Annotated in this window: 16 protein-coding genes; 2 read left to right on the top strand and 14 right to left on the bottom strand. The window is 64.5% G+C overall.

The window, feature by feature from the left end:
- Positions 1–19: 19 nt before the first annotated feature.
- The 3 genes from AAK988_RS03600 to AAK988_RS03590 form a co-directional block, all read right to left on the bottom strand.
- The gene (locus tag AAK988_RS03600; protein ID WP_369872875.1) at positions 20–712 is read right to left on the bottom strand and encodes a Crp/Fnr family transcriptional regulator; all 693 of its coding nucleotides are present in this window, start codon (positions 710–712) and stop codon (positions 20–22) included.
- An 80-nt stretch (positions 713–792) separates the two neighbouring features.
- A complete protein-coding gene (locus AAK988_RS03595; protein WP_282191758.1) occupies positions 793–1,359 on the bottom strand; it encodes a 4Fe-4S dicluster domain-containing protein in 567 nt (188 codons plus the stop codon).
- 9 nt (positions 1,360–1,368) lie between these two features.
- Positions 1,369–3,861, bottom strand: a complete 2,493-nt coding sequence (locus tag AAK988_RS03590; RefSeq protein WP_369872874.1) for a molybdopterin-dependent oxidoreductase — start codon at positions 3,859–3,861, stop codon at positions 1,369–1,371.
- A 346-nt stretch (positions 3,862–4,207) separates the two neighbouring features.
- Between AAK988_RS03590 and AAK988_RS03585 the strand changes: the two genes are divergently transcribed.
- A complete protein-coding gene (locus AAK988_RS03585) occupies positions 4,208–5,122 on the top strand; it encodes a patatin-like phospholipase family protein (RefSeq protein WP_151430284.1) in 915 nt (304 codons plus the stop codon).
- Between the two features lie 398 nt (positions 5,123–5,520).
- Here the strand turns inward: AAK988_RS03585 and rplL are convergent, their stop codons facing one another.
- The 7 genes from rplL to AAK988_RS03550 form a co-directional block, all read right to left on the bottom strand.
- Positions 5,521–5,898 carry a 50S ribosomal protein L7/L12 gene (gene rplL, locus AAK988_RS03580; protein WP_135970084.1) on the bottom strand — a complete coding sequence of 126 codons (378 nt, stop codon included), beginning with the start codon at positions 5,896–5,898 and terminating at the stop codon, positions 5,521–5,523.
- A 90-nt stretch (positions 5,899–5,988) separates the two neighbouring features.
- Positions 5,989–6,510 (bottom strand): 50S ribosomal protein L10, encoded by a 522-nt coding sequence (gene rplJ / locus AAK988_RS03575; protein WP_028027043.1) that lies wholly within the window; start codon positions 6,508–6,510, stop codon positions 5,989–5,991.
- Between the two features lie 369 nt (positions 6,511–6,879).
- Complete coding sequence (locus AAK988_RS03570; protein ID WP_369872873.1) at positions 6,880–8,307, bottom strand: helix-turn-helix domain-containing protein; 1,428 nt, start codon at positions 8,305–8,307, stop codon at positions 6,880–6,882.
- Positions 8,308–8,431: 124 nt separating this feature from the next.
- Positions 8,432–10,060 carry an FAD-binding protein gene (locus AAK988_RS03565; RefSeq protein WP_369872872.1) on the bottom strand — a complete coding sequence of 543 codons (1,629 nt, stop codon included), beginning with the start codon at positions 10,058–10,060 and terminating at the stop codon, positions 8,432–8,434.
- A gap of 285 nt (positions 10,061–10,345) precedes the next feature.
- The gene (locus AAK988_RS03560; RefSeq protein ID WP_369872870.1) at positions 10,346–12,580 is read right to left on the bottom strand and encodes a Tat pathway signal sequence; all 2,235 of its coding nucleotides are present in this window, start codon (positions 12,578–12,580) and stop codon (positions 10,346–10,348) included.
- Between the two features lie 202 nt (positions 12,581–12,782).
- The gene (locus AAK988_RS03555; protein ID WP_135970087.1) at positions 12,783–12,989 is read right to left on the bottom strand and encodes a hypothetical protein; all 207 of its coding nucleotides are present in this window, start codon (positions 12,987–12,989) and stop codon (positions 12,783–12,785) included.
- Entirely contained in the window at positions 12,973–15,639 is a 2,667-nt protein-coding gene (locus tag AAK988_RS03550; RefSeq protein WP_369880431.1) for a hypothetical protein, read from the bottom strand. The genes AAK988_RS03555 and AAK988_RS03550 overlap by 17 nt, the downstream gene beginning before the upstream one ends.
- Before the next feature lie 506 nt (positions 15,640–16,145).
- On the opposite strand from AAK988_RS03550, the gene AAK988_RS03545 reads away from it, so the two are divergent.
- The gene (locus tag AAK988_RS03545; RefSeq protein ID WP_369872868.1) at positions 16,146–17,282 is read left to right on the top strand and encodes an RNA polymerase sigma factor; all 1,137 of its coding nucleotides are present in this window, start codon (positions 16,146–16,148) and stop codon (positions 17,280–17,282) included.
- Positions 17,283–17,405: 123 nt separating this feature from the next.
- Here AAK988_RS03545 and hisS read toward each other — a convergent pair whose 3' ends face one another.
- The 4 genes from hisS to AAK988_RS03525 all read right to left on the bottom strand — a co-directional run bounded on the left by hisS (position 17,406) and on the right by AAK988_RS03525 (position 20,982).
- Positions 17,406–18,722: a histidine--tRNA ligase gene (gene hisS, locus AAK988_RS03540; RefSeq protein WP_150839253.1), complete on the bottom strand. Its 1,317-nt coding sequence runs from the start codon at positions 18,720–18,722 to the stop codon at positions 17,406–17,408.
- Between the two features lie 192 nt (positions 18,723–18,914).
- A complete protein-coding gene (locus AAK988_RS03535; RefSeq protein ID WP_262999905.1) occupies positions 18,915–20,237 on the bottom strand; it encodes an FAD-dependent oxidoreductase in 1,323 nt (440 codons plus the stop codon).
- Positions 20,238–20,316: 79 nt separating this feature from the next.
- A complete protein-coding gene (locus AAK988_RS03530; RefSeq protein ID WP_236650698.1) occupies positions 20,317–20,742 on the bottom strand; it encodes a cytochrome c3 family protein in 426 nt (141 codons plus the stop codon).
- A gap of 57 nt (positions 20,743–20,799) precedes the next feature.
- Positions 20,800–20,982, bottom strand: a complete 183-nt coding sequence (locus AAK988_RS03525; RefSeq protein WP_369880430.1) for a hypothetical protein — start codon at positions 20,980–20,982, stop codon at positions 20,800–20,802.
- Positions 20,983–20,994 lie beyond the last annotated feature (12 nt).

Here is a 20,994-nt window from a genome sequence, read left to right as displayed (position 1 = left end):
CCTTGGGTGCACCCCTATCCTATTTCCAGGATAAACCCGTGCGTCCCTCTTCGGCGAAGACGCGCAGTCCCTCGGCATCGCGCACCCGCACCGGCCGCGCGCTCTTCTCCACCAGACCCAGCTTGCGCAGGTGCGACAGCGCGTTGCTCACCGTGTTGCGATGGGTGCCGATGATGGCCGCCAGCTCGTCGATGGAGTAGGGCACCGTCGTCTCGCCGTCGCTCGCCAGCGCGTAGAGCAGCTGCGCCACCCGCTGCACGCCGGTCTTGAACGACAAACTCGCGATCTCCCCGGTCTGCGAGTTCATGATGGAGAACAGGTACTCGATGTAGGCCATGTAGAACTCGGTATGCTCATCGCAGAAATCGATGAGGTCGGCGTAGTCGATGGCGAGCAGCTCGCAGTCGGTCACCGCCTCGGCCGTCGAACGGGTCATACGGTCGCGCTTGAACCCCTGAAACGCGAACTGCGTGCCCGCCGCATGGCAGAACAGCGTCTTCACGGCACCCTCGGCCGACGACAAGTAGAGCCGCACGATGCCCGCGGCCACGTGGTAGGTGAAGGGATGGCGCTCCTCGGCGCCGAAGATGATCTCCCCCTTCCGATACCGACGCCGCTCAAAGGGCAGATCGACCCGCCCCACGAGCTCCTCGGTAGTGAACACCGTCGGATAGCGCTCGGCATCGATGAATTGCATCAGCTTGGAATCCATGGTCGCCCCTCCTCCAATGCGAGCGCCTCCCCGAGGGAGGGAGGCGGAAAGGCGCTCGCCGCGAATGGATCGTTCGTATTCTAGCAGTAGCGCACCGACGGCTCGGTGCCCTCCTCGGGCAGAAGCGGCTCGGCGGACAGCTCGGCCATCAGCTTCGACACCTCGCTTTCCGGATCGCTGATCTCGCCGAAGATGCGGGCCTCGGCCGGGCAGCTGCACACGCACAGCGGCTCCTCGCCGCGCTCCACGCGGGGTCGGCAGAAGTCGCACTTCATGGCGATGCCCAGGGCATCGGCCACCACCGGGGCCTCATAGGGGCACGACTTCGCGCAGGTGCCGCAGCCGATGCACACGGACGGATCGCTCTCCACGATACCGTCCTCCTCGCGCTTGGCCATGGCGCCCGTAGGACAGTTCGCCACGCAAGCCGGGGAGGCGCAGTGGTTGCACAGATGCGGGCGGAAGGTCACCGATACGTTCGGATAGGTGCCCGTCACCAGGTAGTTCTCGCTCTGACCCACTGTCTCCAGATAGCCCAGGTACACGTCGGTCGGGCACTCGTGCAGCAGGTGGCACCCCACCACGCAGGTCTGGCAGCCCACGCAGCGCTCCGTGCGCACGAGCATTCCGTATTGCTTCTCAGCCATGATTCCCCCTTAAGCCTTCTCAACTTCGATCATGATGTCGTTGAACGCGCTGTTGGTCTGCGAGTAGTGCTCCTCGGCGGGGCTCAGCGTCAGGTGGCTGAGGTACTGGTGGCTGCCGCCGAGCACGTGCTCGGGCGTCCAGCCGGCCTGGGCCGCCGTCACGCCGGGCATGATGCCCTCGGTCACGAACGCCGTCATCTTCGCCTCGCCGCGGTCGTTGAACAGCCGCACCACATCGCCGTGCTTGATACCGCGGGCCTCGGCGTCCACGGGATTGATCTGCAGCGTCTGCTCCATCTGCACCGCATGGAGCGCCGGGCAGTCGCAGTGCTGGGTGTGCACGTTCATGCGATCGTGGTAGGTGAGGTGCATGAGCGGGTACTTCGCCGCCAGCTCCGGGTTGGAGTATTCGATGGCCGGCGTGTGCAGGGGCACCTGCTCGTCGAATTCCACCATGTCCTCGGTGTAGAACTCGAAGCGGCCCGTGGGGGTCTGGTACTGCTGGTCCTCGAAGACGATGAGCGGCTCGTCGTAGATGCCCGTCGGCATGCCCCACATGCCTTCCTTCAGCGCCTCGTCGAAGTCGAAGCCCTCGAAGGCGGAGCTTTCGGGATTCGGCCAGGAGCGCACCCACTCCTCAGGTGTCTTGCTCCACAAATGCCCCAGGCCCACGCGCTCGGCCAGCATAGTCATCATCTCGCAGTCCGACTTGCTCTCGCCGAGCGGCTCGATGGCCGGCTTCACGAGGAACACCCAGGGAGCGCGGTCGTACAGGTCCCAGTACTCCCACAGGCTCGTGGCGGGCAGCACGTAGTCGGCGTACTTCGCCGTCCAGGTCCACCAGGGGTCGGCCACCACGATGGTGGAGATGTTCGGGAACACCTCGTCGATGATGCGGTGGGCGTCCGGGCTCTGGTTCAGGAAGTTCGACACGTTGAACCAGATGAAGTCGCAGCGCACGGGGTCATGCTCCACGGCGCACTGGTAAATGAGCGAGCTCTTCACCATGTTCGCCGCATTCTCGCCGGTATCGGCCCACTCGTCGTAGAGGAACTCGGGCGCCGTCTCGCCGGGCACGGGCTTGTTGGCCTTCGTGCCGCCGGCGTGGGACGCGCCGCCGCCGCGCACGCCCACGTAGCCCGCCACCGCCGCCAGCACGGCCACCGTGCGGAACGACTGGTAGGAGTTGTAGGTGCGCTGCATGCCCTGACCCATGCGGATACCCGCGGGCTTCGCCTCGCTGTACTCGCGGGCGAAGGTCTCGATGACGTCCACCGGCACGCCCGACAACTCGCTGGCGCGCTCCAAGGGATACTCGGCCGCCCGCTCCTTCAGATGCACGAAGGCCGGCTTCACGGCCACGCCGTCAGCGTCGAAGGAACCCTCGATGGGTGCTTCCACGCCCTCGGTGTCGGCGGGCACGGCCTTGCCGGACGCGGGATCCCACACCATGTAGGCATCGCCCTCGCCGCGCAGGTACTTCCCGTCGTCGTCGCGCACGAGCAAACTGCCGCAGCTGTGCTTGGCGAGGAACTCCTTATCGTGGCGGTCGTTGGCGATGATCCAGTTGATCATGCCGAGCGCGAGCGCCGAGTCGCCGCCGGGGCGGATGGGAATCCACTGGTCGGCGATGGTGGCGGTAGAGGAGAAGCGCGGATCAATGTAGACGATCTTCGCACCGCGCTCGCGGGCGCGCACAATGTAGCGCAGCTCGCTCGTGTGAGTGTCGGCCAAGTTGCGGCCCCAGATGACCACCATGTTCGAGTTCTGCTCGTAGTCGCGCGTGTCGTGGGCGCCGCGGATGACGCCGTAGACCATCTTCATGCCCATGGAAGCGCCGTGATCGCCCATGATGCCCTCGATGTCCCAGGTGGTGGCACCGTAGCATCCGGCGAAGCGCGTGGCCGACTGCATGGCCAGCTTGCTCTGGTTGCCCGTGAACGAGTAGAACGAGCAGGCGGTGGGGCCGTATTTCTCCTTCGACTCCTCCAGACGCACCGCGATCTCGTCCATGGCCTGATCCCAGTTGATGCGCTCGAATTCGCCGCTGCCGCGCTCGCCCGTGCGCTTCATGGGGTACATGACGCGCAGGTCCTCGTTCTGCACGCGCTCGATGAACGACATGGAGCGCGTGCAGGCGTTGGCGTAATCGGGACGGCCCGGCATCTCGCCCGGCTCCACGGCCACGAGTTTGCCGTCGCGCACGTGGCCCTTCAGCAGGCAGCGCGAGGTGCAGTTGTAGCTGCAGCACGCGTAGGAGTACTCGGTGGCGGCCAGCTTTTCGGCGGCCTCATCGGTGCCCGCGCCCGTCTCGGCCAGGTTGTCGGCCGCCTTCTCGGCCGGAGCGCATCCCGCGGCACCGAGCCCCAAGGCGCTTGCCACGGTAATCCAGCCGACGCCCTTGATGAAGGTGCGGCGGTGCATCTTCCCGTCTTTCACGAATTCGATCGGACGCGTGTCCTCAGAGAGGTTCTCGATGGCGCACTTCTCGTTATCGCCCATAACTCCCCCTTCTCGTGTTGTCGCGCGGTATACCCGGAACGGCACCCCGACACCCCGTCCCCCTCCCGCTCGTCGCGGTCGAGAACGGAACGCCCGAGCGGCTCCATCCCTTTCGAATACCGCGCTCGTCTCTTCTCCGTTTCGCGCGATGAGAGCATGGTACGGAAAACCGTGCGGCTGTTTCCACACAGAATTGGGTGGCGCACATCTCGTGCCACGGTGCACGGGCTGCGCTTGACCCCATCGCCTGCGGGCCTTTTGTCGAGCTCTCAGGGAATTTCCGCCACGCAGGTGGGAAACTAGGAGCTGACACACTCGAGCAAAACCCGCGAAACGGAGCAGCGACATGCCGATTGCCGACCAAGCCAGCCTTACCATCAACCAGCCCGACGTGGCGCTCATCTTTGAGGGCGGCGGCATGCGCAACAGCTACACGGCGCCGGTGGTGGTGGAGCTGCTCGCGCGCAACATCAACTTCGGGCGCGTCTACGGCATCTCGGCCGGGTCGAGCCACACGGTGAACTACCTGGTGCGCGACGCCGTGCGCGCCCGGGCCAGCTTCGTGGAGCTGGTGCAGTACCCGCGCTTCGGCGGCTGGAAGAGCTTCCTGGCCGGCCACGGCTACTTCAACGGCCCCTACCTGTACGAGGAGCTTATCGAGACCGCGCCCGCCGACGACCCCATGCGCTTCGACTGGGACACCTTCCACGCCAACCCCGCCGACGTGCACATCGAGGCTTTGGACTGGGACACCGGCGAGACCGTGGCCTTCACGAAGGCCGACATGAGAGAGGCCCGCGACGTGGGGCTCATGGTGCGCGCGTCGTCCACCATGCCCATCTTCATGCCGCCCACGACCATCGGGAGTCGCACCTACGTGGACGGGGGCATGGGAGCGAGCTGGGGCATCCTGTTGAACGCCGCCCGCGCCGACGGCTTCGAGCGCTTCTGCATCATCCGCACCCAGCCCCGCGGCTACCGCAAGAAGCCCATGGGCTCCCTTGAGCAGCGCCTCTTCCGTGCCGCCTTCCGCAAGCACCCCGTGGTGGCCGAGCGCACCATCGCCCGGTGGCAGCCCTACAACGAGCTCTGCGACGAGATAGAGCACCTGGAGAAGACGGGCGCCGCCTGGGTCTTCTACCCCGATGCCATGGAGGTCGCCAACAAGACCACCGACTACGACGCCCTCGTGCGCTCCTACGAAGCCGGTCAGGCCCAGGCCCGCCGCGACATAGAGTCCCTGGAAGCGTGGCTCGGCTAGCTCCAACTCCCCAAGGCCCCGGTCCCCCACGCTTCCGTTTCCCTCCAGATTCCCAAATCCTCCAAGGCCCAGACTTTCCCAAGGCCCTCTCGTGCTATTTCTCGCGCACCGCCTCTCGCGCTGCTTCACCTACCCCCCAAATGGAGAAGAAAATCACGGTTTTCGTAGTCCGACAGCGTAATTTCGCATTCTACATCCACGTTTTCCCAGGTGGGCTAACGTCGTTTCTAACGGTAAGGCATTTTCGATTACGAAAACCGCAATTTTCTTCTCAGAACAGCGAAAATCGCAGCAACGCAGTGCATCCGAAACAGCTTCTCTCGCCAAAAAAAGAACCCCGCTCGTAAGCGGGGTTCCGTATAGCCGTAAAGGCGGTTGAAGTATTCGCGAAAGCGAATTTACTTCAGGGTCACAGCGGCGCCGGCCTCTTCCAGCTTGCCCTTGATCTCCTCGGCCTTGTCCTTGGCAACGCCCTCGGCCACCGGCTTCGGAGCGCCCTCGACGACCTCCTTGGCCTCCTTCAGGCCCAGGCCGGTGATCTCGCGGACAACCTTGATGACGGCGATCTTGTTGTCGCCGAAGCCCTCGAGCACGACGTCGAAGTCGGACTTCTCCTCGGCGGCAGCGCCACCCTCAGCCGGAGCGGCGGCGGCCACGGCCACCGGAGCGGCGGCGGACACGCCGAAGGTCTCCTCGATGTCCTTCACGAGCTCGGAAGCCTCGAGCAGGGACATCTCCTTCAGAGCCTCAATGATCTCTTCACGAGTAACAGCCATGTTAGTTTCCTTTCAAAGGGGGCCGGCGCCTCTTCGTGCCGGCCAAGTTTTCTTCGTTGCTACGCGGCCCATCTCAGGCCGCCCGAGCTGTTAGGCAGCTTCCTTCTGCTCGGCCACGGCCTTGACGACCTGGGCCAGGCCACGGGGCACACCGTTGATGGTGGTGGCCAGACCACGAGCGACGCCAGAGATGGCACCGGCGATCTGAGCCATGAGCTGCTCGCGAGAGGGCAGAGAAGCGATAGCCTCCACCTCCGCGGCCGACACGGCAGCGCCTTCCATCAGGCCGCCCTTGATCTCAAGGTTCTGGTTGGCCTTGGCGAAGGTCTTCAGGGCCTTCGCGGAAGCGGCCACGTCGTTGCCGGAGAACACGAACGCGCTGGGGCCGGCGAGCATATCGTCGAGGGTCGGCAGCTCGGCCTCGGACAGCGCCAGGTGAACCAGCGTGTTCTTGTAGACCTTCAGCACCGAGCCAGTCTCGCGAATGTCGCGACGCAGCTGCTGCATCTCCTTCACCGTGAGGCCGCGGTAGTCCACGACCCACATGGCGGAAACGCCGTCGAGATCCTCCTTGATGCTGGCGAGCATCTCCTTGTTCTGAGCGTTGGGCATGTTGTACGTACACCTCCTTCTCAAAGCTTTCCGGGTTCCGCACCTGGTGGGTGGGCCGCAAGCCTGAGAAGCAAAAGCGGCCCCCGCCCATAAGACGGAGGCCGCACGAATTCACGGATGCGAATGTCGACCACCTCGGCGGGCCGCTTGCGCGATTAAACCGAGCTCCCGCGCCTGCCAGTGCCGTTTCTTCCGAAACGTTCTCGCCGGGGCGGACAGGCTCAGTACCTGCTGTCTTAAGTAGCGGAACATATCTGTTCTCTTGCCGCCCACTTTGGGCAGCCTGTTCAGTATAGGGCGCTTATCCCCCGCGTCAAGGGTATTTTCCCCACTTTGCAGAAAATATGCCCCGGACGGCCCAGCGTGCCCCTACTTCCCCACGCCCAAAAGGTCGAAAAGCTCTTTGCGGGAGTTGATGCCCATCTTCTCGTAGATGTGGCGCGTGTGGGCCTTGAAGGTACCCTCGGCGATGAACAGCTCCTGCTGGATGACACGGCCGGTCTTCCCGTCGGCCAGAAGCGCGAGCACTTCCTCCTCGCGGGGGCTCAGCCGGTAGGTGCGTGCAAGCTCCTCCACGCGCTCGCCCACCCGCTCCTCTTCCTCGGTGCGCTGCACGAGACCGCCCTCCTCCAGGATGGACACGCCCCACTTGCTCGCCAGCTCCTTCTCGGAGAACAGCAGCACCGTGGCGCCCAAGATGAGCACGCTCACCACCACGGTCGTAACCAGATCCTGCGTGGGCACGGGAAGGCCCGCTAAGGCCAGAAGCCCCGGCACCTCGCCGCCGGCCACCTGGAACAGCTGCTCGGCGTTCTTGACAGCCATGAACGCCACAATGGCCACGCCGAGCCGCTTCGAGATATCGTAGAGCAGAAACATCACGAGAAACGACATGAGCGAGTAGCTGATGGCGATGAGGTAGCTTGATACCGCCGAGCCGAACAGGCTCTCGGCGGGAATGAGCAGGAAGCCGCACACCATGAGCACGAGCGGCGAGCGGTACAGAAGCCCGACGTTGAAGCGGCGCGAGGCGAAGTAGGCCGTCGCGAACAGCACCGCCATGATGATGGCCGTGGAAAGGGACGAATGGCGCCCCGCACCCGCCACCAGCTGGTCGGCGCGCATGCCGTAGGCGAAGGCGTACAGGCCGTAGAGCACGAACAGCTTCCACGGGTAGGAGAACTTCGGCACGCCGCGTTTGGGGCGCTCGGCCTCGGGCACGTGAGCGTAGGCATCGCGCAGGTACAGCACCGCGAGCACCGGCAGCAGCACAAGCGCGCACTGGGCCTGCCACAGGCCCATACCCTGGCAGAAGAAAGTGACGACGGTGCCGAGCAGCATGGCGCCCGCCAGGAAAAGGAAGATGCGCAGAAGGCTGAAGGTGGCCAGCACCTCAGCCGCCAGAAGCAGGAAGAGCCCGTAACCCACACCGGCCGCCAGAGATCCGGCCACCACGAGCCCAAAGGATGCATCGGGCACCCAGACTGCCAGCGTGCACAGCACCGACGCGACGATCATGCCCGCAGCGGCCACGACTTTCACCAGGCGGTTCTCGTTGAGGGGAATGAAGCGGCGAAACAGCAGCACCATGAGGATGCTCACGGCGATGTAGGCCGCATCGAAGGTGAGGTGCGGGTCGAACGACCACGGTACCGCGTCCAGCATTCCGGCACCGGCGCCCGCCCCGGTGAAGGTGAGCGTGGCCCAGGCCCGGGCGCACCCGTAGGCCACGACATAGCGACGGCCGCCCCGCAGAAGCGCGCGGCGGTCTTCCTTCGATTCCGCTTTCTCGGTCATGGGCGTCCCTCCTTATGCAAGGTGATTATACACGGCAAAGCCGGCGACCCGAAGATCGCCGGCTTTGAGGGAGAGTTCCGCCGCACCGTGGGGAGGGAACAGGGGCGGCAGAACGGGGGATGACTTACAGACCCGCCACGTAGCGGCCCGTGGCGAAGCCGGTGGTGATGGCGCGGCCCACCGACAGGCCCTCGATGTCCATCGGGTAATTGCTGTTGCCGAAGAAGGGGCCAGAGGCGTTGCCCACGGCGAACAGGCCCTCGATCGGCTGCATGTCGGCGTCGAGGCACTGGAAGTTGTCGTCGCACCACAGGCCGTCCACCAAGGCGTCGATGTTGTTGGCGCCGCGCGGCACGGCGTAGCAGGGGGCCTCGATGGGCACCATGTACTCGTCGCGCTTGCCGAAGTCGGCGTCGCCCTCGCCAGCAGCCACCAGCTCGTTGTAGTGGCTGATGGACTCCACGATGGCCTCCACGGTGTAGTCGTGGGCCCAGCCCTCCTCGTCGGCGAACGCGATCATGTTGGCCGCCAGCTCTTCCAGGGTCTCGCCCTTGATCCAGGCCTCGGGATCGACGTTGCGGTAGGCGTTGTGGATGGAGATGTCGGAGAACGACTCCCAGGCGTCGTAGTGCTCCTGCCAGTTGGTCGGCACGATGGAGAAGAACTTCACAGCGGTGGACTCGGCGAAGTCGACCTCGGCCAGGTACTTGTTGGTGAACTCGTTCAGGTAGCCCATGCGGCAGCAGCCCTCGTCCATGAAGCGCTTGCCGTGGCGGTCGAGGAACAAGTACGGCATCTCGAAGCGCACCTTCGGGCCCTCGCCGTGCACCATCTTGGTGTGGGAGGCGGGGCACATCTGGGCGCCTACCCACATGGCGGCCTTGAGGCCCGTGCCGTTGCGGAAGTCCACGGCCTGGTGCAGGCCCTTGGCGTCGGGAGTGTAGAACTCGAGCATCTCGGAGTCGCCCACGTAGTCGCCCGCGGCCATGATGACGCCCTTGGAGGCGCGCAGCAGCACGTGGCCGCCGTCCTTGGTCTCGCCGATGGCGCCGGCCACCCGGCCGTCCTCCATATAGAGCTGCACGCAAGGAGTCTCGAAGAAGATCTCGGCACCTTCCTCCTGCACCTGCTCGCCGATCACGAGCGCGCCCTTCTGATGGCCCTCGTCATGGAAGTAGGTGTTGGCATGGAAGTACACATCGTGGCCGTTGCAGTTCACCACGTAGTCGTAGGGCTTGGACTCGCTGCCGCCCTTGGCCGCCGCCTCGGCCCACCAGGCCAGCGCCTCCTGGGAGTTGCGGGCCCAGGTTTCCACCTGGCCCATATTGGCGCGGTAGTCGCTCTTGTAGTTGATGAAGGAAAGCGCTGCCTTGATGCCGGCCTCGCTCGTCTTGGTCAGATCGATGGAGGCGCCCATGTTGCCGGCGGTCTGCACGATGGACAGGCTCTGCAGCACGCCCACGGTGGCGCCGGCCTCAAGGGCGGCGTGAATGGCGGCCAGGCCCGACTCGCCCGCGCCGACCACGACGACGTCGTAGGTGTGCTCCTCGGCGAAATCGGTGATCTCGGCCGGCTTGTTCAGGAAGCTCGGCCCCATGTAGGTGGAACCGTCCCCGGCCGCACCTGCGGCGTCGCCCGTGCCGGCGAGCTTGGGCTGCCCGCAACCGGCGAGCGCTCCGGCAGCGGCCACACCCATGGCGGCTACGCCACCGAACTTGAACAGGTCGCGACGAGACATAGTGGACTTGGTCATGATGAACTCCCTTTCCCTCTCTCTGGGTTCCGCCCCCGGCCTTCCCGGATCGCGGCGCAGCGGCTGCTGCCTCAGGTTCGGAGGGGCTCCCTCGCCCCATCCGCCGCAGCTCCCTCGCTGCACCACGCACTATGAACGCCGCGTCGAAATCGCACATCGACCAAGCGGAAAAAAGAAGTTTAAAGCTGTAACCCCCTCTATAAACCTTAGCATTGATCTGGGGAAACAAAAAACGGACGGGATTGGTCCCGTCCGTTTTAAACCTTAGTTTGAAAGCTGCTGGAGCTATGCCGCCTGCTTCGTGTCGTCGCCGGCAGCTACCTCCTCGGGGGTTTGGGCCGCACCGTTCTGTTCCACAACGTCGTCCTCGGGCTCGCCAGAGGCATTCTCGTCGCCGGCAGGAGTCGGCGCAGCTGCCGAGCCATCCGCATTTGCGTCAGCCGGGGCGCCCTCGGCGCCCGCGTCGCCAGCCGCGCTGCCATCCGAACCTGCGGCATCCTCCGTCGCCGGGGCCTTGCCGTCGCCGCCCAAGATCTCGTAGGCGGGGCTCACGTTACTGCCCGCCGATTCAACGTAGGTGAAGTTGATGGTGTCGCCCACCTTATAGCCCACGATATCCAGCAGGCCCGGCAGCGCGAAGTCGAAGATGTTGCCGTCCTCGTCCTCCAGGGTCACATAGAAGTGAGTGTTGCCCTCGATGACCGCTTGGTTGAGCGAGCGAATCGTGCCCTTCACGGTCTTCACGTCGGTGGCCGTGCCGCCGTCGCTCTCGGACACCACGCCGTTGGTGGCCAGCAGGGCCTCGTAGGCCTTCTGGGTGTCGGCCACCGTATCGCCCACGGCCACGTTCTGATAGCGCTGGATGTCGATCATGGCGAACTTCTTCACGAGGCCCGCGCCGTCCTTCAGGGCCATGAAGTACGTGGGCTGGTTGCCCACATTGATGAGCAGCGGGAACGTGGATGTGTAGCGCAAGTTCTGCACCTGGCCCTCGGCCGATTCCATGGCCGAGTCCTCGGTGGCGCCGGCCACCGAATAGAAGTGGGACTCCTGGGTACGCTGGTTCACCAGCACGAAGCCGATGATGGAGTTGTCGGCCGTGGCCGAGGTGACGCCGGTGTACACCCACACATCGTCGTCCTTGGCGATGTAGTTGTAGCCGAGCGTGCCGTCGGTGCCCGGCGTGGTGCGCACCACGCCCTCCTGGCCGAGGAACGAGTTCAGCCACCCGTTGTTGTAGGAGCCCCACCAGTTGTACTGCTGGATGAGCAGTTCGGCCGGGAACACGCGGTCGACCCACTCGGGGCACTCCTCCACCGACAGGTCCTGAGTCTCGCCCGTGGTGGCGTCGCATAGCACCACGCGGCTGATGGTCTCGCCGCCGAAGAGCCCGATGGTGAAGTCGCGCACGGGGCAGATCCACCAGGGATGCCCGTCCTCGTCGATCTCGAAGGACTTCTCACCGAACATGTAGAAGGGGTACTTCAGCTGCACATGGCGGTCGATGTTGCGGGCCAAAGGCTCGCTCTGGGAGTAGTAGATGGGATTGTCGCCCAAGCGCACGATCTCGGCGTCCTGGGTGGTCATGTTCACCAGAGCGTAGGCCGGAATGCCGCCGTCGCGGTTGGTGAACCACTTGAACAGGTCGGCGTAACCCAAGGGGCTCACGCGCACCGGCGTGCCCTGGTAGTTGATCTGGGAGTACAGGTTCGACACCTCGAACTGGCTCACGTACTCGGGGATGGAGCCCATCTCGCGGTTACCCAGCAGAATGGCCGAGTCGCGGTCGATGACGGGAATCTCGCTGTAGTTCACTTCCTTGATGTCCTGGGCGAACTCCAGCGTGTCGGTCTTCAGCACGTTGGAATACTTCTCGGCATTGCCGGGGAAGATGGACATGGACATGACAGCGCCGATGGCCACGAGCACCACCACCGCCACCGGCACAAACGACAGGATGCGGAAGGTCTTGGCCTTGCCCTCGTTCTTCGTCACTTCCTTGGTGCCGGTCTTGTACTGCTTGCTGCGCACCCAGAAGATGAGGAACAGCGGCAGCAGGATGACAATGAAGACAAAGCCCCAGAAGTCGGTAGAGTGAATGTTGATGGACGGGTGGAACCACCAGTAGGCGCCCGCGATAACGAGCAGGGCCACCAGAATCAGCACCGCGAGCCACTTCTTGGACGGCAGGTGGAAGTCGTTGGCCAGAAACTCGAAATCAACCGTGGGGCCGCCGTTGCCGCCCGCACCCGAGCCGCCCCGGCCGCGTCCGCCGCCGTTGCCTGCGCCGCCGAATCCGCCGAAGCCCCCGAACGGGAAGCCCCCGAAACCGCCCACGCCGCCGCGCGAGCCCGAGGCTCCAGAGCCGCCGGCCGAGCCGGAGCCGGAGCCGCCGGAGCCAGAGGCCGAGCCCGAGCCGGGCGTCTGCGGGCCGGCCGAAGTGCCGCCGCCCACGTTATCGGTGTTCATGCCCGACTGGCGCAGAGCCTCCAGCAGGGAATCCAAACCAGATTGTGCCACTAATCTCATCCTCTCCTGATGGGCTCCCGCCGAATGCGGCTCCTCGCCGCACCGCGGGCAAACCCGTCGCACGCGGGGTCTTTCCCTGCCCCGCCCAAAGGTTTCGTGACACTATACCCGAACGGCCCCCGCCGAGGCGGAGGCCGTCAAATACCCGAAAGAAAACCGCAAGGTTGAAAGCATCCAAGAAGTGCGGGACGCCCTACTCCCTGCCTCCGCTCGAGGAGCGCCCGGGGAACTCGCGATCATAGCGGCCGTTGCAGCGACGGTGCACGAGCACCGCCCAGAACGAGACAACTCCCAATGCGGCCACGGCCCACAGCAGATCGAACGCGCACATGCCGAGAGTGGGCAAGGCGATGGCGGCTAGCGCGAGCAGGAAGAAGAGCATCTTATCGGACAGCTTCACGGTAACGCTCCTTGCAATCGAGGGACTCCTGGCGCAGGCGCATCATGCCGTACGCCGAGGCCAGCACCATGATCAACGCGAACAGGACATGCAGCGGGCAGGACCCGAAGATGCCACCTGTCTGGGGCAGCGCGTGCAACGCGGAGGCGAAGCGGCCCCTCCCCTCACCCGCAGCCGCCCCGGCCCCCGCAGAGCCGTCGCCGCCAGACGATCCTCCGGTTCCGCCGAGGCCATCGGAGGCATTGCCGCTTCCCAGCCATCCGTCGATAACGCCTTCGCGCACATGATAGAACAGCCGAATCGTGGTGGAATTGCCAGCCGAGTCGACAATGCGCTGCTCGATAACCCAATCACCGGGCTTCGTGCGGTCAACCGCATCCACCTCCTGACCGTCAGCGTTGAAGATGCGAATCGGCCCGTAGGTCAGTGCGCCGTCGGACAGGGTCGAGGAAACGTCGTAACGCTCCGAGAAGAGCGTCGTGAAATCAGCAGCCGACGGGAACGCCTTTGCGGTACCGACTGTGAGGTCGTCCTCGATGACGGCGTGGGAGAGCTTCCCCGCCGGATCCTCTTCCACCTTGGTGGGGGGCAGCGGCTTGGACGTGTCGCCGGGCTTTCCCGGGTCAGGCTTGATGATCACCGTCGGAGGACCGGGCGTTTCGGAACCGGGCGGATTCGTGGGGTTTTGGCCGCCCGGGCCTGTCGGATCCTGGTCGCCCGGCCCTTCAGGGCCATCTGGTCCCGGAGTTGTCGGCTCATCTGCCTCGCGCACCTCCACCACGGAGCTCACATTGCCGGCTGCGTCCTCGGCCACATAGAACCCGGGGGCAGGAGAGGCAACTGTCTGCACTGTCGCGCCGACGCCGTCTGTTAGGTCAAAATCCCAGGCAGCTTGCCCTTCGGCACGGGACATGGCAACCCGATCGCCTCCAACGGAACCCGCCGAAAGGCTACGTGCGGACGCACCGACAACCGGCGACTTCGTCACGTCGTCGGTATCGAGCGCTCGCCCGTCGGCCTTCACGCGGTACACCTTCCACACGCCTGCCACCGCCTTACCCGAACTCGGCGGGACGCTGTCGTCGGCCGTCAACGTTCCCGCACTGGCATCCCAGCGAAGTGCGGGGGCATGGGTGTCTATCCTGATGGCCTCCGTCCCCTTCTTCGACAGCGCGCCCGCAGTGCTGCGCGCTTGAAGCGACACGGTCACGCCGTCGGTATCGGCCGTCTGCCGCCATGCCTCGCGATCGGCCAAAGTCCCAAGAGCCCCTCCGTCCGAAGCGGTCACGAGAAGCTCGTCGAAATCGCCGGCATAGAACGTGACCGCCACCGGCGACCGGTTCCACCCGTTCTCGTTGGCGATGGGCAGACGCGTATAGTGAAAGGCCGTGCCAGCCCCCGAATCCGGGTCGTCGGGATCCATCGAGGGAGGCGCCGGCTTTAGTTCCTGATCGGCGATAAGCTCTGCCGTGGCGAACTGGCTACCTTGGAAGGTATCTTCGATCAGCTCGTGGCTTACCTTCACGGCGTGACCATCGGCCTGGTTAATGCGGGCAAAGTAGGTCACCGACACGGGATCGTTCCCCGAAAGCGTGATGGGCACACCGACCTTACCGGAAAGCGTCTCCGGCCCCGGCCCCTCAACCGACGAGGTAACTGTACCGTTCTTGTCCACCACCTCCATGGGAAAACCGGCCTCCGCAAAGGGCGCGATACCCTGGGTAGGATTGTCAGCGGTATGAGCCAGCTTCAGGTGCATGGAATACTGCTCGTCGAAACCGTCCGCAGAGGCCGCTGCACTTTTATTGCGCACGGTGCAGCGCACCTGCACCACCTCGCCTGCCCCCAGCACATCGTGCTTTTCCACCGGAATGTCGTACTTCTTCGTTGCATCGTTGTAGCGATACAGAGAGATTCCGCTGATCTCAGGGTCCAACTTCGGCAATGCCATGGAATCGAATGTGAGCCCGACGGTGCGCGTCTGAGTAGCAGGGTATTTTTCCGGATTACTGGGATCCAGGGTCTCCACCAGATCGTTGCGCCACCCGATGCCGCCCGAAAGACCCAGCCAGCACTCTGAAGCTCCTCCCAGGTAGTCTCTTCGCACGTTCGCAACGCGCATGGTCTGCTCGCCGTCCAGCTCCACCGTGAAGGTATCGGCAGCCGCATCGTAGGCATAGACTAACGAGGGCCGCGTATACTCGGGCAGCTCCTTCTCGTTGAAACGCGTCTGATTAACCCCGTCAATAGCACGGGTCGCGTAGGTGATCGTCCGCGGCGACGCCATGGAGGTGGTCCACTCTTGCCCATAGGTGCAAATCCCAAGACCTCCAGCTTTCGCCACCTCGGGCCTATCAAGAAAGCCGACGCTGAAGTACGTGAAGAACGCATACTTCTCCTTCTCGGCTTCCACAATGGGGCTCGCTGCGGCATGAGTGCGCACCGTCCAGCTCGCCGTCAGGGAAACAGGCCCCCTCGAGAGAAACGCGCTGTCGCTCACAATATAGTAGGGATAGAGGTCTCCCGGCACGAAATCGTAGTGCTCGGGCTGGAGGGTCGACCCTGCCCGCAACGTCGAACCCTCTATGAGAGCCGGCTCGCCATTGAGATTCGTAGCCTCGAACAGGGTGTTGTAATCCGTTGTGCCCACGAAGCCCTCGTTGGCACGTGCTCCGGTCGACTGAGCTTCTCCTGGCTCTCCCGCTTGCGCAAGTTCAATACCGGGCGCCTCTCCCCACAACGGCATCAGACCCACGGCGAGCAATACTGTCAGAGCAGTGCGCAGCGTCATCCCGCGCAAGGAAGTGGCGCACGTCTGAATGCGGCGCACATGGGACTCAGCGGCCCGTCGGGGACGCAGCAGCCTAAACGCGGCCCGTCCTTCCCTTCTTTCCATAACATTCTCCTCGTAGATTGACGCAACGGCCGATCTCTAACAGGCCGTTGCGGGGGCCTGCCGACAATTCATCAATAACAAACAGCCGCCTATCAGGGGAAGCGGGTCACCTTTCTCATTGTTATCTTGCCAGATTCACATTTCCTTCACAAGCTTGCAAACTCCAGGATCTTCGCCGATCTGCTACACTACGCAGCCGCGAGGGTTATCCGCAGACAGAACTCTCGCAAGTCCCTTCCCTTCATTCGAGAGGTCGCATATTGGCACGAGAGCACCGGGCATACGAGGAGTTGGCCGCGCTCGTCGTGCAGGCGCAAGGCGGCGATCGGAGGGCCTTCGAGGAGCTCTATCTACGCACAGCCCAAGCTCAGTACTTCACCATCGTCGGCAAAGTCGGCGACGCGGCTGCGCCCGATGTGCTCCAGGAAGTGTTCCTCATCGCCTGGGAGCATAAAGGCGACATCCGGCCCCGGGCTTTCGTTGGCTACCTGAACACAGTGACACGCAACGCGTGCCTGCGCTACCTCGAACGCGGCCGTCACCCGCGAGAAGCATCTTCGACGCACGATGAATTGCAAGGCCTGGAAGCACAAGGCCCTGCCGGCCTTGCCGCCGCAAGCGAAGCCGATCCCGCCGATATTGCGAGCGGGCGCGACGAGGGCGCTCGCCTGGCCGCGGCCTTGCGGAGCGAGTTGGACGATCGCGAACGCGAGGCTATCCTCATGCGGTTCTACCAGGACATGGGCCTTGCCGCTATCGCCGAGAATCTGGGCGTGTCCGAGAGCACGGTAAAGCGCACCATCAAACGGGCCCTCGGCAAGTTGCGGGACAAGCTGGGAGTCCTCCCGTTCGGGTCGGCGCTGTCCCTCCTCTTGCGGCAAGCGGTGGAGGACCCTCTAGCCGAGGGCGCTTGCCCGCGAGCGATCCATCGGCCAACGCGACCCATCGACTGGGGCGTGCGCATCGTCTCGGTAGCAGCATGCGTGGCGGCTATCGGCTGCATCGGACTCGTGGCAGCGGGGCACCTGATGCCGAACGCAAGCTCGATGACTCCGGAGATCATCGGCAATTCCAGCACCCCGCTTGCCGAGGCCGTCGGCGATACGACGCCTCCCGCCTTGGAGGAGCTACGCCTCGAGCACGGCGTATCGGTGGTGTCTTTGAGAGATGAATCAGGTATCGCCAGTGTAACGTTGACGGCAGAGGACGGCACTGTCTACCGCTCGACAGAGACTACCCGCGTGAATGGCGAGGATTCCATCTGGGAGCTTCGCTTCACCGTGCCGGGCGGCACCTATGCGGTAATCGCCACTGACTGCGAGGGTAACGTCGCCGCCGGCGAGGTCGTCATCGATTTCCCGCCCAGCGACCCCGGGCCTTACGCTCCGGCTGCCTAGCGCAACGGCTCCAAAGCAAAGCGAGGCGCGCCCTCGACGCGCTCCCGTCCCAAACCGTATCGGGCAGCAAAACGGGGCACGACCTTAACGTGTTGCCGTGCCAAACCGCGTAGCGCGCTCGTGCTACAGGATCGCGCGGCCCATCTCGCCGACGACCTCCTCCAGGCGCACCTTGGCCTCGGTGTGGGTGGCCATGTCGCGCAGGGTCACCTCGCCCGCGTCCAGCTCGTCGGGGCCGAGCACGGCCACGCGGGCCGCCCCCAGCTTGTCGGCCAGCTTGAACTGGCTCTTCAAGGAGCGCTTCTGGTGGTCCATCTCGGTGACGAAGCCGGCGTCGCGGCACTCCTGCACAAGCGCGAAGGCCCGCGCTCGCACGGTGTCGTCTACGCAGGCCACGAACAAGTCGCAGCGCTGGGCCTTCGGGAACGCCACGCCGGCCGCCTCCAGGGCCAGCACGCAGCGCTCGAAGCCAAGGGCGAAGCCGAGGCCCGGGGTGGCTCGCCCGCCCACCTCTTCGGCCAGCTTGTCGTAGCGCCCGCCGCCGCCGATGGCGTTCTGGGAACCCATGCCGTTGTCCACCTGCACCTCGAACACCGTGCGCGTGTAATAATCGAGTCCGCGCACGAGCTTGTAGTCCTCCTCGTAGACCACGCCCGCGCCGTCGAGCAGGGCCTTCACGGCCCCGTAGTGCTCGCGACAGTCATCGCAGAGGTGATCGGTGATCTTCGGCGCGTTCGCCATCACGGCCGAACACTGGGGGTTCTTGCAGTCGAAGGCCCGCAGCGGGTTCACCTCGGCGCGGGTGAGACAGGTCTCGCACAGCTCGCCGGCATGCGCATCCATGTAGGCGCGCACCTTCTCGCGGTAGGCCGGGCGGCACTGCTCGCAACCCATGGAGTTCAGCAGCAGGCGCATGGACTCGCGCGGAATGCCCACCTTCTCGTAGAAGCGCATGAGCATGATGATGGCCTCGGCGTCGATGGTGGGCTCCTCGGCACCCAGGCACTCCACACCCACCTGGTTGAACTGGCGCTGGCGACCCTTCTGCGGGCGCTCGGCACGAAACATCGGGCCCGCGTACATGAGCTTCGCGGGCGCCGCCCCTTGGGGCACCAGATCGTGCTGCACCACGGCGCGCACCACGCCGGCCGTGCCCTCGGGGCGCAGCGACAGGCGGCTTTTCGCCTTCGGGGCCTTCCCCTCTTCCACCCAGCGGCGCAGATTCTCGCCGGAAATGGCCGTGAACATCTCCTTGGACACCACGTCGGTGGCCTCACCGATGCCGCGGACGAAGAGCTCGGTCTGCTCCATGATGGGCGTGTCGATGGGCAGATAACCATAGGTGCCGAACACCTCGGCCGCCGTCTGCTTGAACTGGTTCCAGAACAGCGCCTCATCGGGCAGAAGATCGCGCGTCCCTTCAGGTGCGTTAATGGCCATGGCACTTCCTTCGTGATGGGCGGGCAACCGGTGCGCCCGCGAGCGTAAACTTCGGGTATTGTAACGCAGAAAGGGGACGTGCACCAAAACTGGCGCACGTCCCGCCGATTTCGCCGACCTCAAGAAGCGGCCACGGGAGGGAGGGAGGCCGCAACCGGAGGGGCGCAGGAAGTATCGCTCGTTGCGAAGCGCTTAGGCCTGGGCCATCTCGGCGCCGGCGATACGGCCGAAGCACACCGCGAAGGACACGTAGCAGCCGCATCCGGGGTAATTGCCCGGCTTGCCGAAGATGTTCGTCCCCACGTCGTTGCCCGAAGCGTACAGGCCGGGAATGACCTCGCCCCACACGTTCAGGACCTGGGCCTTGTCGTTGATGACCACGCCGCCGTGGGTCTCGGCCATATTGTCCTCGGGTACTTCCATGTAGCCCTCGTCGTCCATATCCCAGTGATAGAACACATCGTTGTACTGCACGTTGTAATGGTACTGCTGGGCCTTGGCGATGGGATAGTAGTAGGACATCTGGGCCAGGTCGGCGCCGATGGCCATGGCCGCTAGGATGCCCTCGCCCTGGCAGGCGTCGGACATGTAGCACTTCTTGCCCACGGCCTCGGGCACGAACTTCTGCTGCATCTCCTCGCTCGCACAGAAGCCGCCCGTGGCCAACATGACGCCCTTGTTCGCCTTGATGTTCTCAGGGCCGTTCTGACCCTCGACCTCTACGCCAATGACCGCACCGGCCTCGTCGAGGATGAACCTCACAAACTTCGTGTCGAACACCGACTCGATCTGCTCGGCGCGGGCGTTAATGGCCTCATAGAGGGGCAAGAAGAGCTCGGGGCCCGAGTTGGCGGTATTGTCGGGCATGGCCGTGGCCCAGTGCGTGCGCGGCGCGGCGGTCTCCTTCGAAAAGCCGAACTTCTCGTACTCGCAGCCCGTCGCATCGAGGCAGCCGGCACCACCCGAGGAGCCGCTCGTGGCGCCCTCGCCGCCGACAGCGCGAGCGTACTCGAACAGCTGCTGATCCGTATGAGCCTTGCTGAGATCCTCCAACCAGTCGACATTTGCGCCGCAGCGATCGGCGTAGGCGCGGGCGATGTAGTCGGGGCATGCGCCATCGGTGCAGGTCATAATCCATTGGTACATGTCGTCGGGCGTATCCTCGTAGCCGAGCTCCTTCTGCACACGCGTGCCTGCGCCCATGATAGCGCCGCCGCAGCGGGCCATAGAACCGCCCGGCAGCGATTCCTTCTCCACGATGAGCACCGAGGCCCCGTTGTCGGCCGCCTCGATGGCAGTCGCAGCGCCCGCGGCGCCGTAGCCGAGAACGACGACATCAGCCTCGCGAGCCCACTCAATACCCGCCTCGGAGCCCTCGCCTGTCGCAGACAGGGAGTCATCGGCAGCCGGCTCAGCCGGAGAGCCCGAGGTGCACCCCGCCAGCCCCAAGCCCATGGCAGCGCCCATGAAGCCGGCTCCAGCAAGGAAATTACGACGCGTTAGCTTCTTCTCCATTGGTCCCACTCCTTCTTTTTCTCAGTTGTTGTTTTCGACCCGCGAAACCTCGTCCGCCGGCCAGATCCGCGTGATTACGCTACGAATGACAGGTGTAGCACTGGTACACGTCGGTGTGGTGGCACGACTTGCAATAGCGGGTCGCCGTTTTCTCGACTCCCGTGCTCGAGTGCATCTTGTGACAGCTCGTGCATTCCGTGGCGGCATGATCCTCGTTTTCGGGCAGATCGTGCGGGTTCACCACCGTGCCCTCGCTATCGGTCAGCACCGCAGACTCGGTCGTCTTGGCTGCCAGATCGGCAGCATTGTGGCACGAAGCGCACACCGCGTCGTCCACCGCCGTCTTCACCAGCGCCGTCGCACCCTTGCCATCGGGCTGCGCCGCTTCATGAGCGGCCTCAAGACCCGCCTGGTCGGCATGGCACGTCGCGCACGCGACATCCGGATGCTTCGATGCCGTGCACGCCGCATCCTGCTGGCTGGCGATCTCCTTCTCGTGGCACATGCCGCAATCGCTGTCAGGCGTCCACGCGAACGCCGCCGCCAGCTCTGGCTCGGCCTGCTAAGCCGTGTCAGCGAGCCCCTGGTCGTCGGATGTCGTCGACCGCTGCTGCGGGGCGCATCCTACGAACATGAGGCATGCGGCAAGCACCACCGCGGTCATGACAGCCGCGGCCATACCGAGACGGCCGCCGATGAACGCGCCGAGCGCCGCCAAGGGCTGTTTTCCTTCCTCTGCTCTCACATTTTCCTCCTT

The sequence above is a fragment of the Adlercreutzia muris genome (assembly GCF_041223505.1).
GTDB classification, from domain to species: Bacteria; Actinomycetota; Coriobacteriia; order Coriobacteriales; family Eggerthellaceae; genus Adlercreutzia; species Adlercreutzia muris.
This window is presented reverse-complemented; position numbering and strand designations above follow the sequence as displayed.

Excerpts from the sequence above, each read along its gene's own strand:
- AAK988_RS03565 (WP_369872872.1), bottom strand. The coding sequence starts at position 10,060 with ATGACCAAGTCCACTATGTCTCGTCGCGACCTGTTCAAGTTCGGTGGC.
- AAK988_RS03585 (WP_151430284.1), top strand. The coding sequence starts at position 4,208 with ATGCCGATTGCCGACCAAGCCAGCCTTACCATCAACCAGCCCGACGTG.
- AAK988_RS03570 (WP_369872873.1), bottom strand. The coding sequence starts at position 8,307 with ATGACCGAGAAAGCGGAATCGAAGGAAGACCGCCGCGCGCTTCTGCGG.
- AAK988_RS03600 (WP_369872875.1), bottom strand. The coding sequence starts at position 712 with ATGGATTCCAAGCTGATGCAATTCATCGATGCCGAGCGCTATCCGACG.
- hisS (WP_150839253.1), bottom strand. The coding sequence starts at position 18,722 with ATGGCCATTAACGCACCTGAAGGGACGCGCGATCTTCTGCCCGATGAG.
- AAK988_RS03590 (WP_369872874.1), bottom strand. The coding sequence starts at position 3,861 with ATGGGCGATAACGAGAAGTGCGCCATCGAGAACCTCTCTGAGGACACG.
- AAK988_RS03530 (WP_236650698.1), bottom strand. The coding sequence starts at position 20,742 with ATGTGCCACGAGAAGGAGATCGCCAGCCAGCAGGATGCGGCGTGCACG.
- AAK988_RS03595 (WP_282191758.1), bottom strand. The coding sequence starts at position 1,359 with ATGGCTGAGAAGCAATACGGAATGCTCGTGCGCACGGAGCGCTGCGTG.
- AAK988_RS03535 (WP_262999905.1), bottom strand. The coding sequence starts at position 20,237 with ATGGAGAAGAAGCTAACGCGTCGTAATTTCCTTGCTGGAGCCGGCTTC.
- rplL (WP_135970084.1), bottom strand. The coding sequence starts at position 5,898 with ATGGCTGTTACTCGTGAAGAGATCATTGAGGCTCTGAAGGAGATGTCC.
- rplJ (WP_028027043.1), bottom strand. The coding sequence starts at position 6,510 with ATGCCCAACGCTCAGAACAAGGAGATGCTCGCCAGCATCAAGGAGGAT.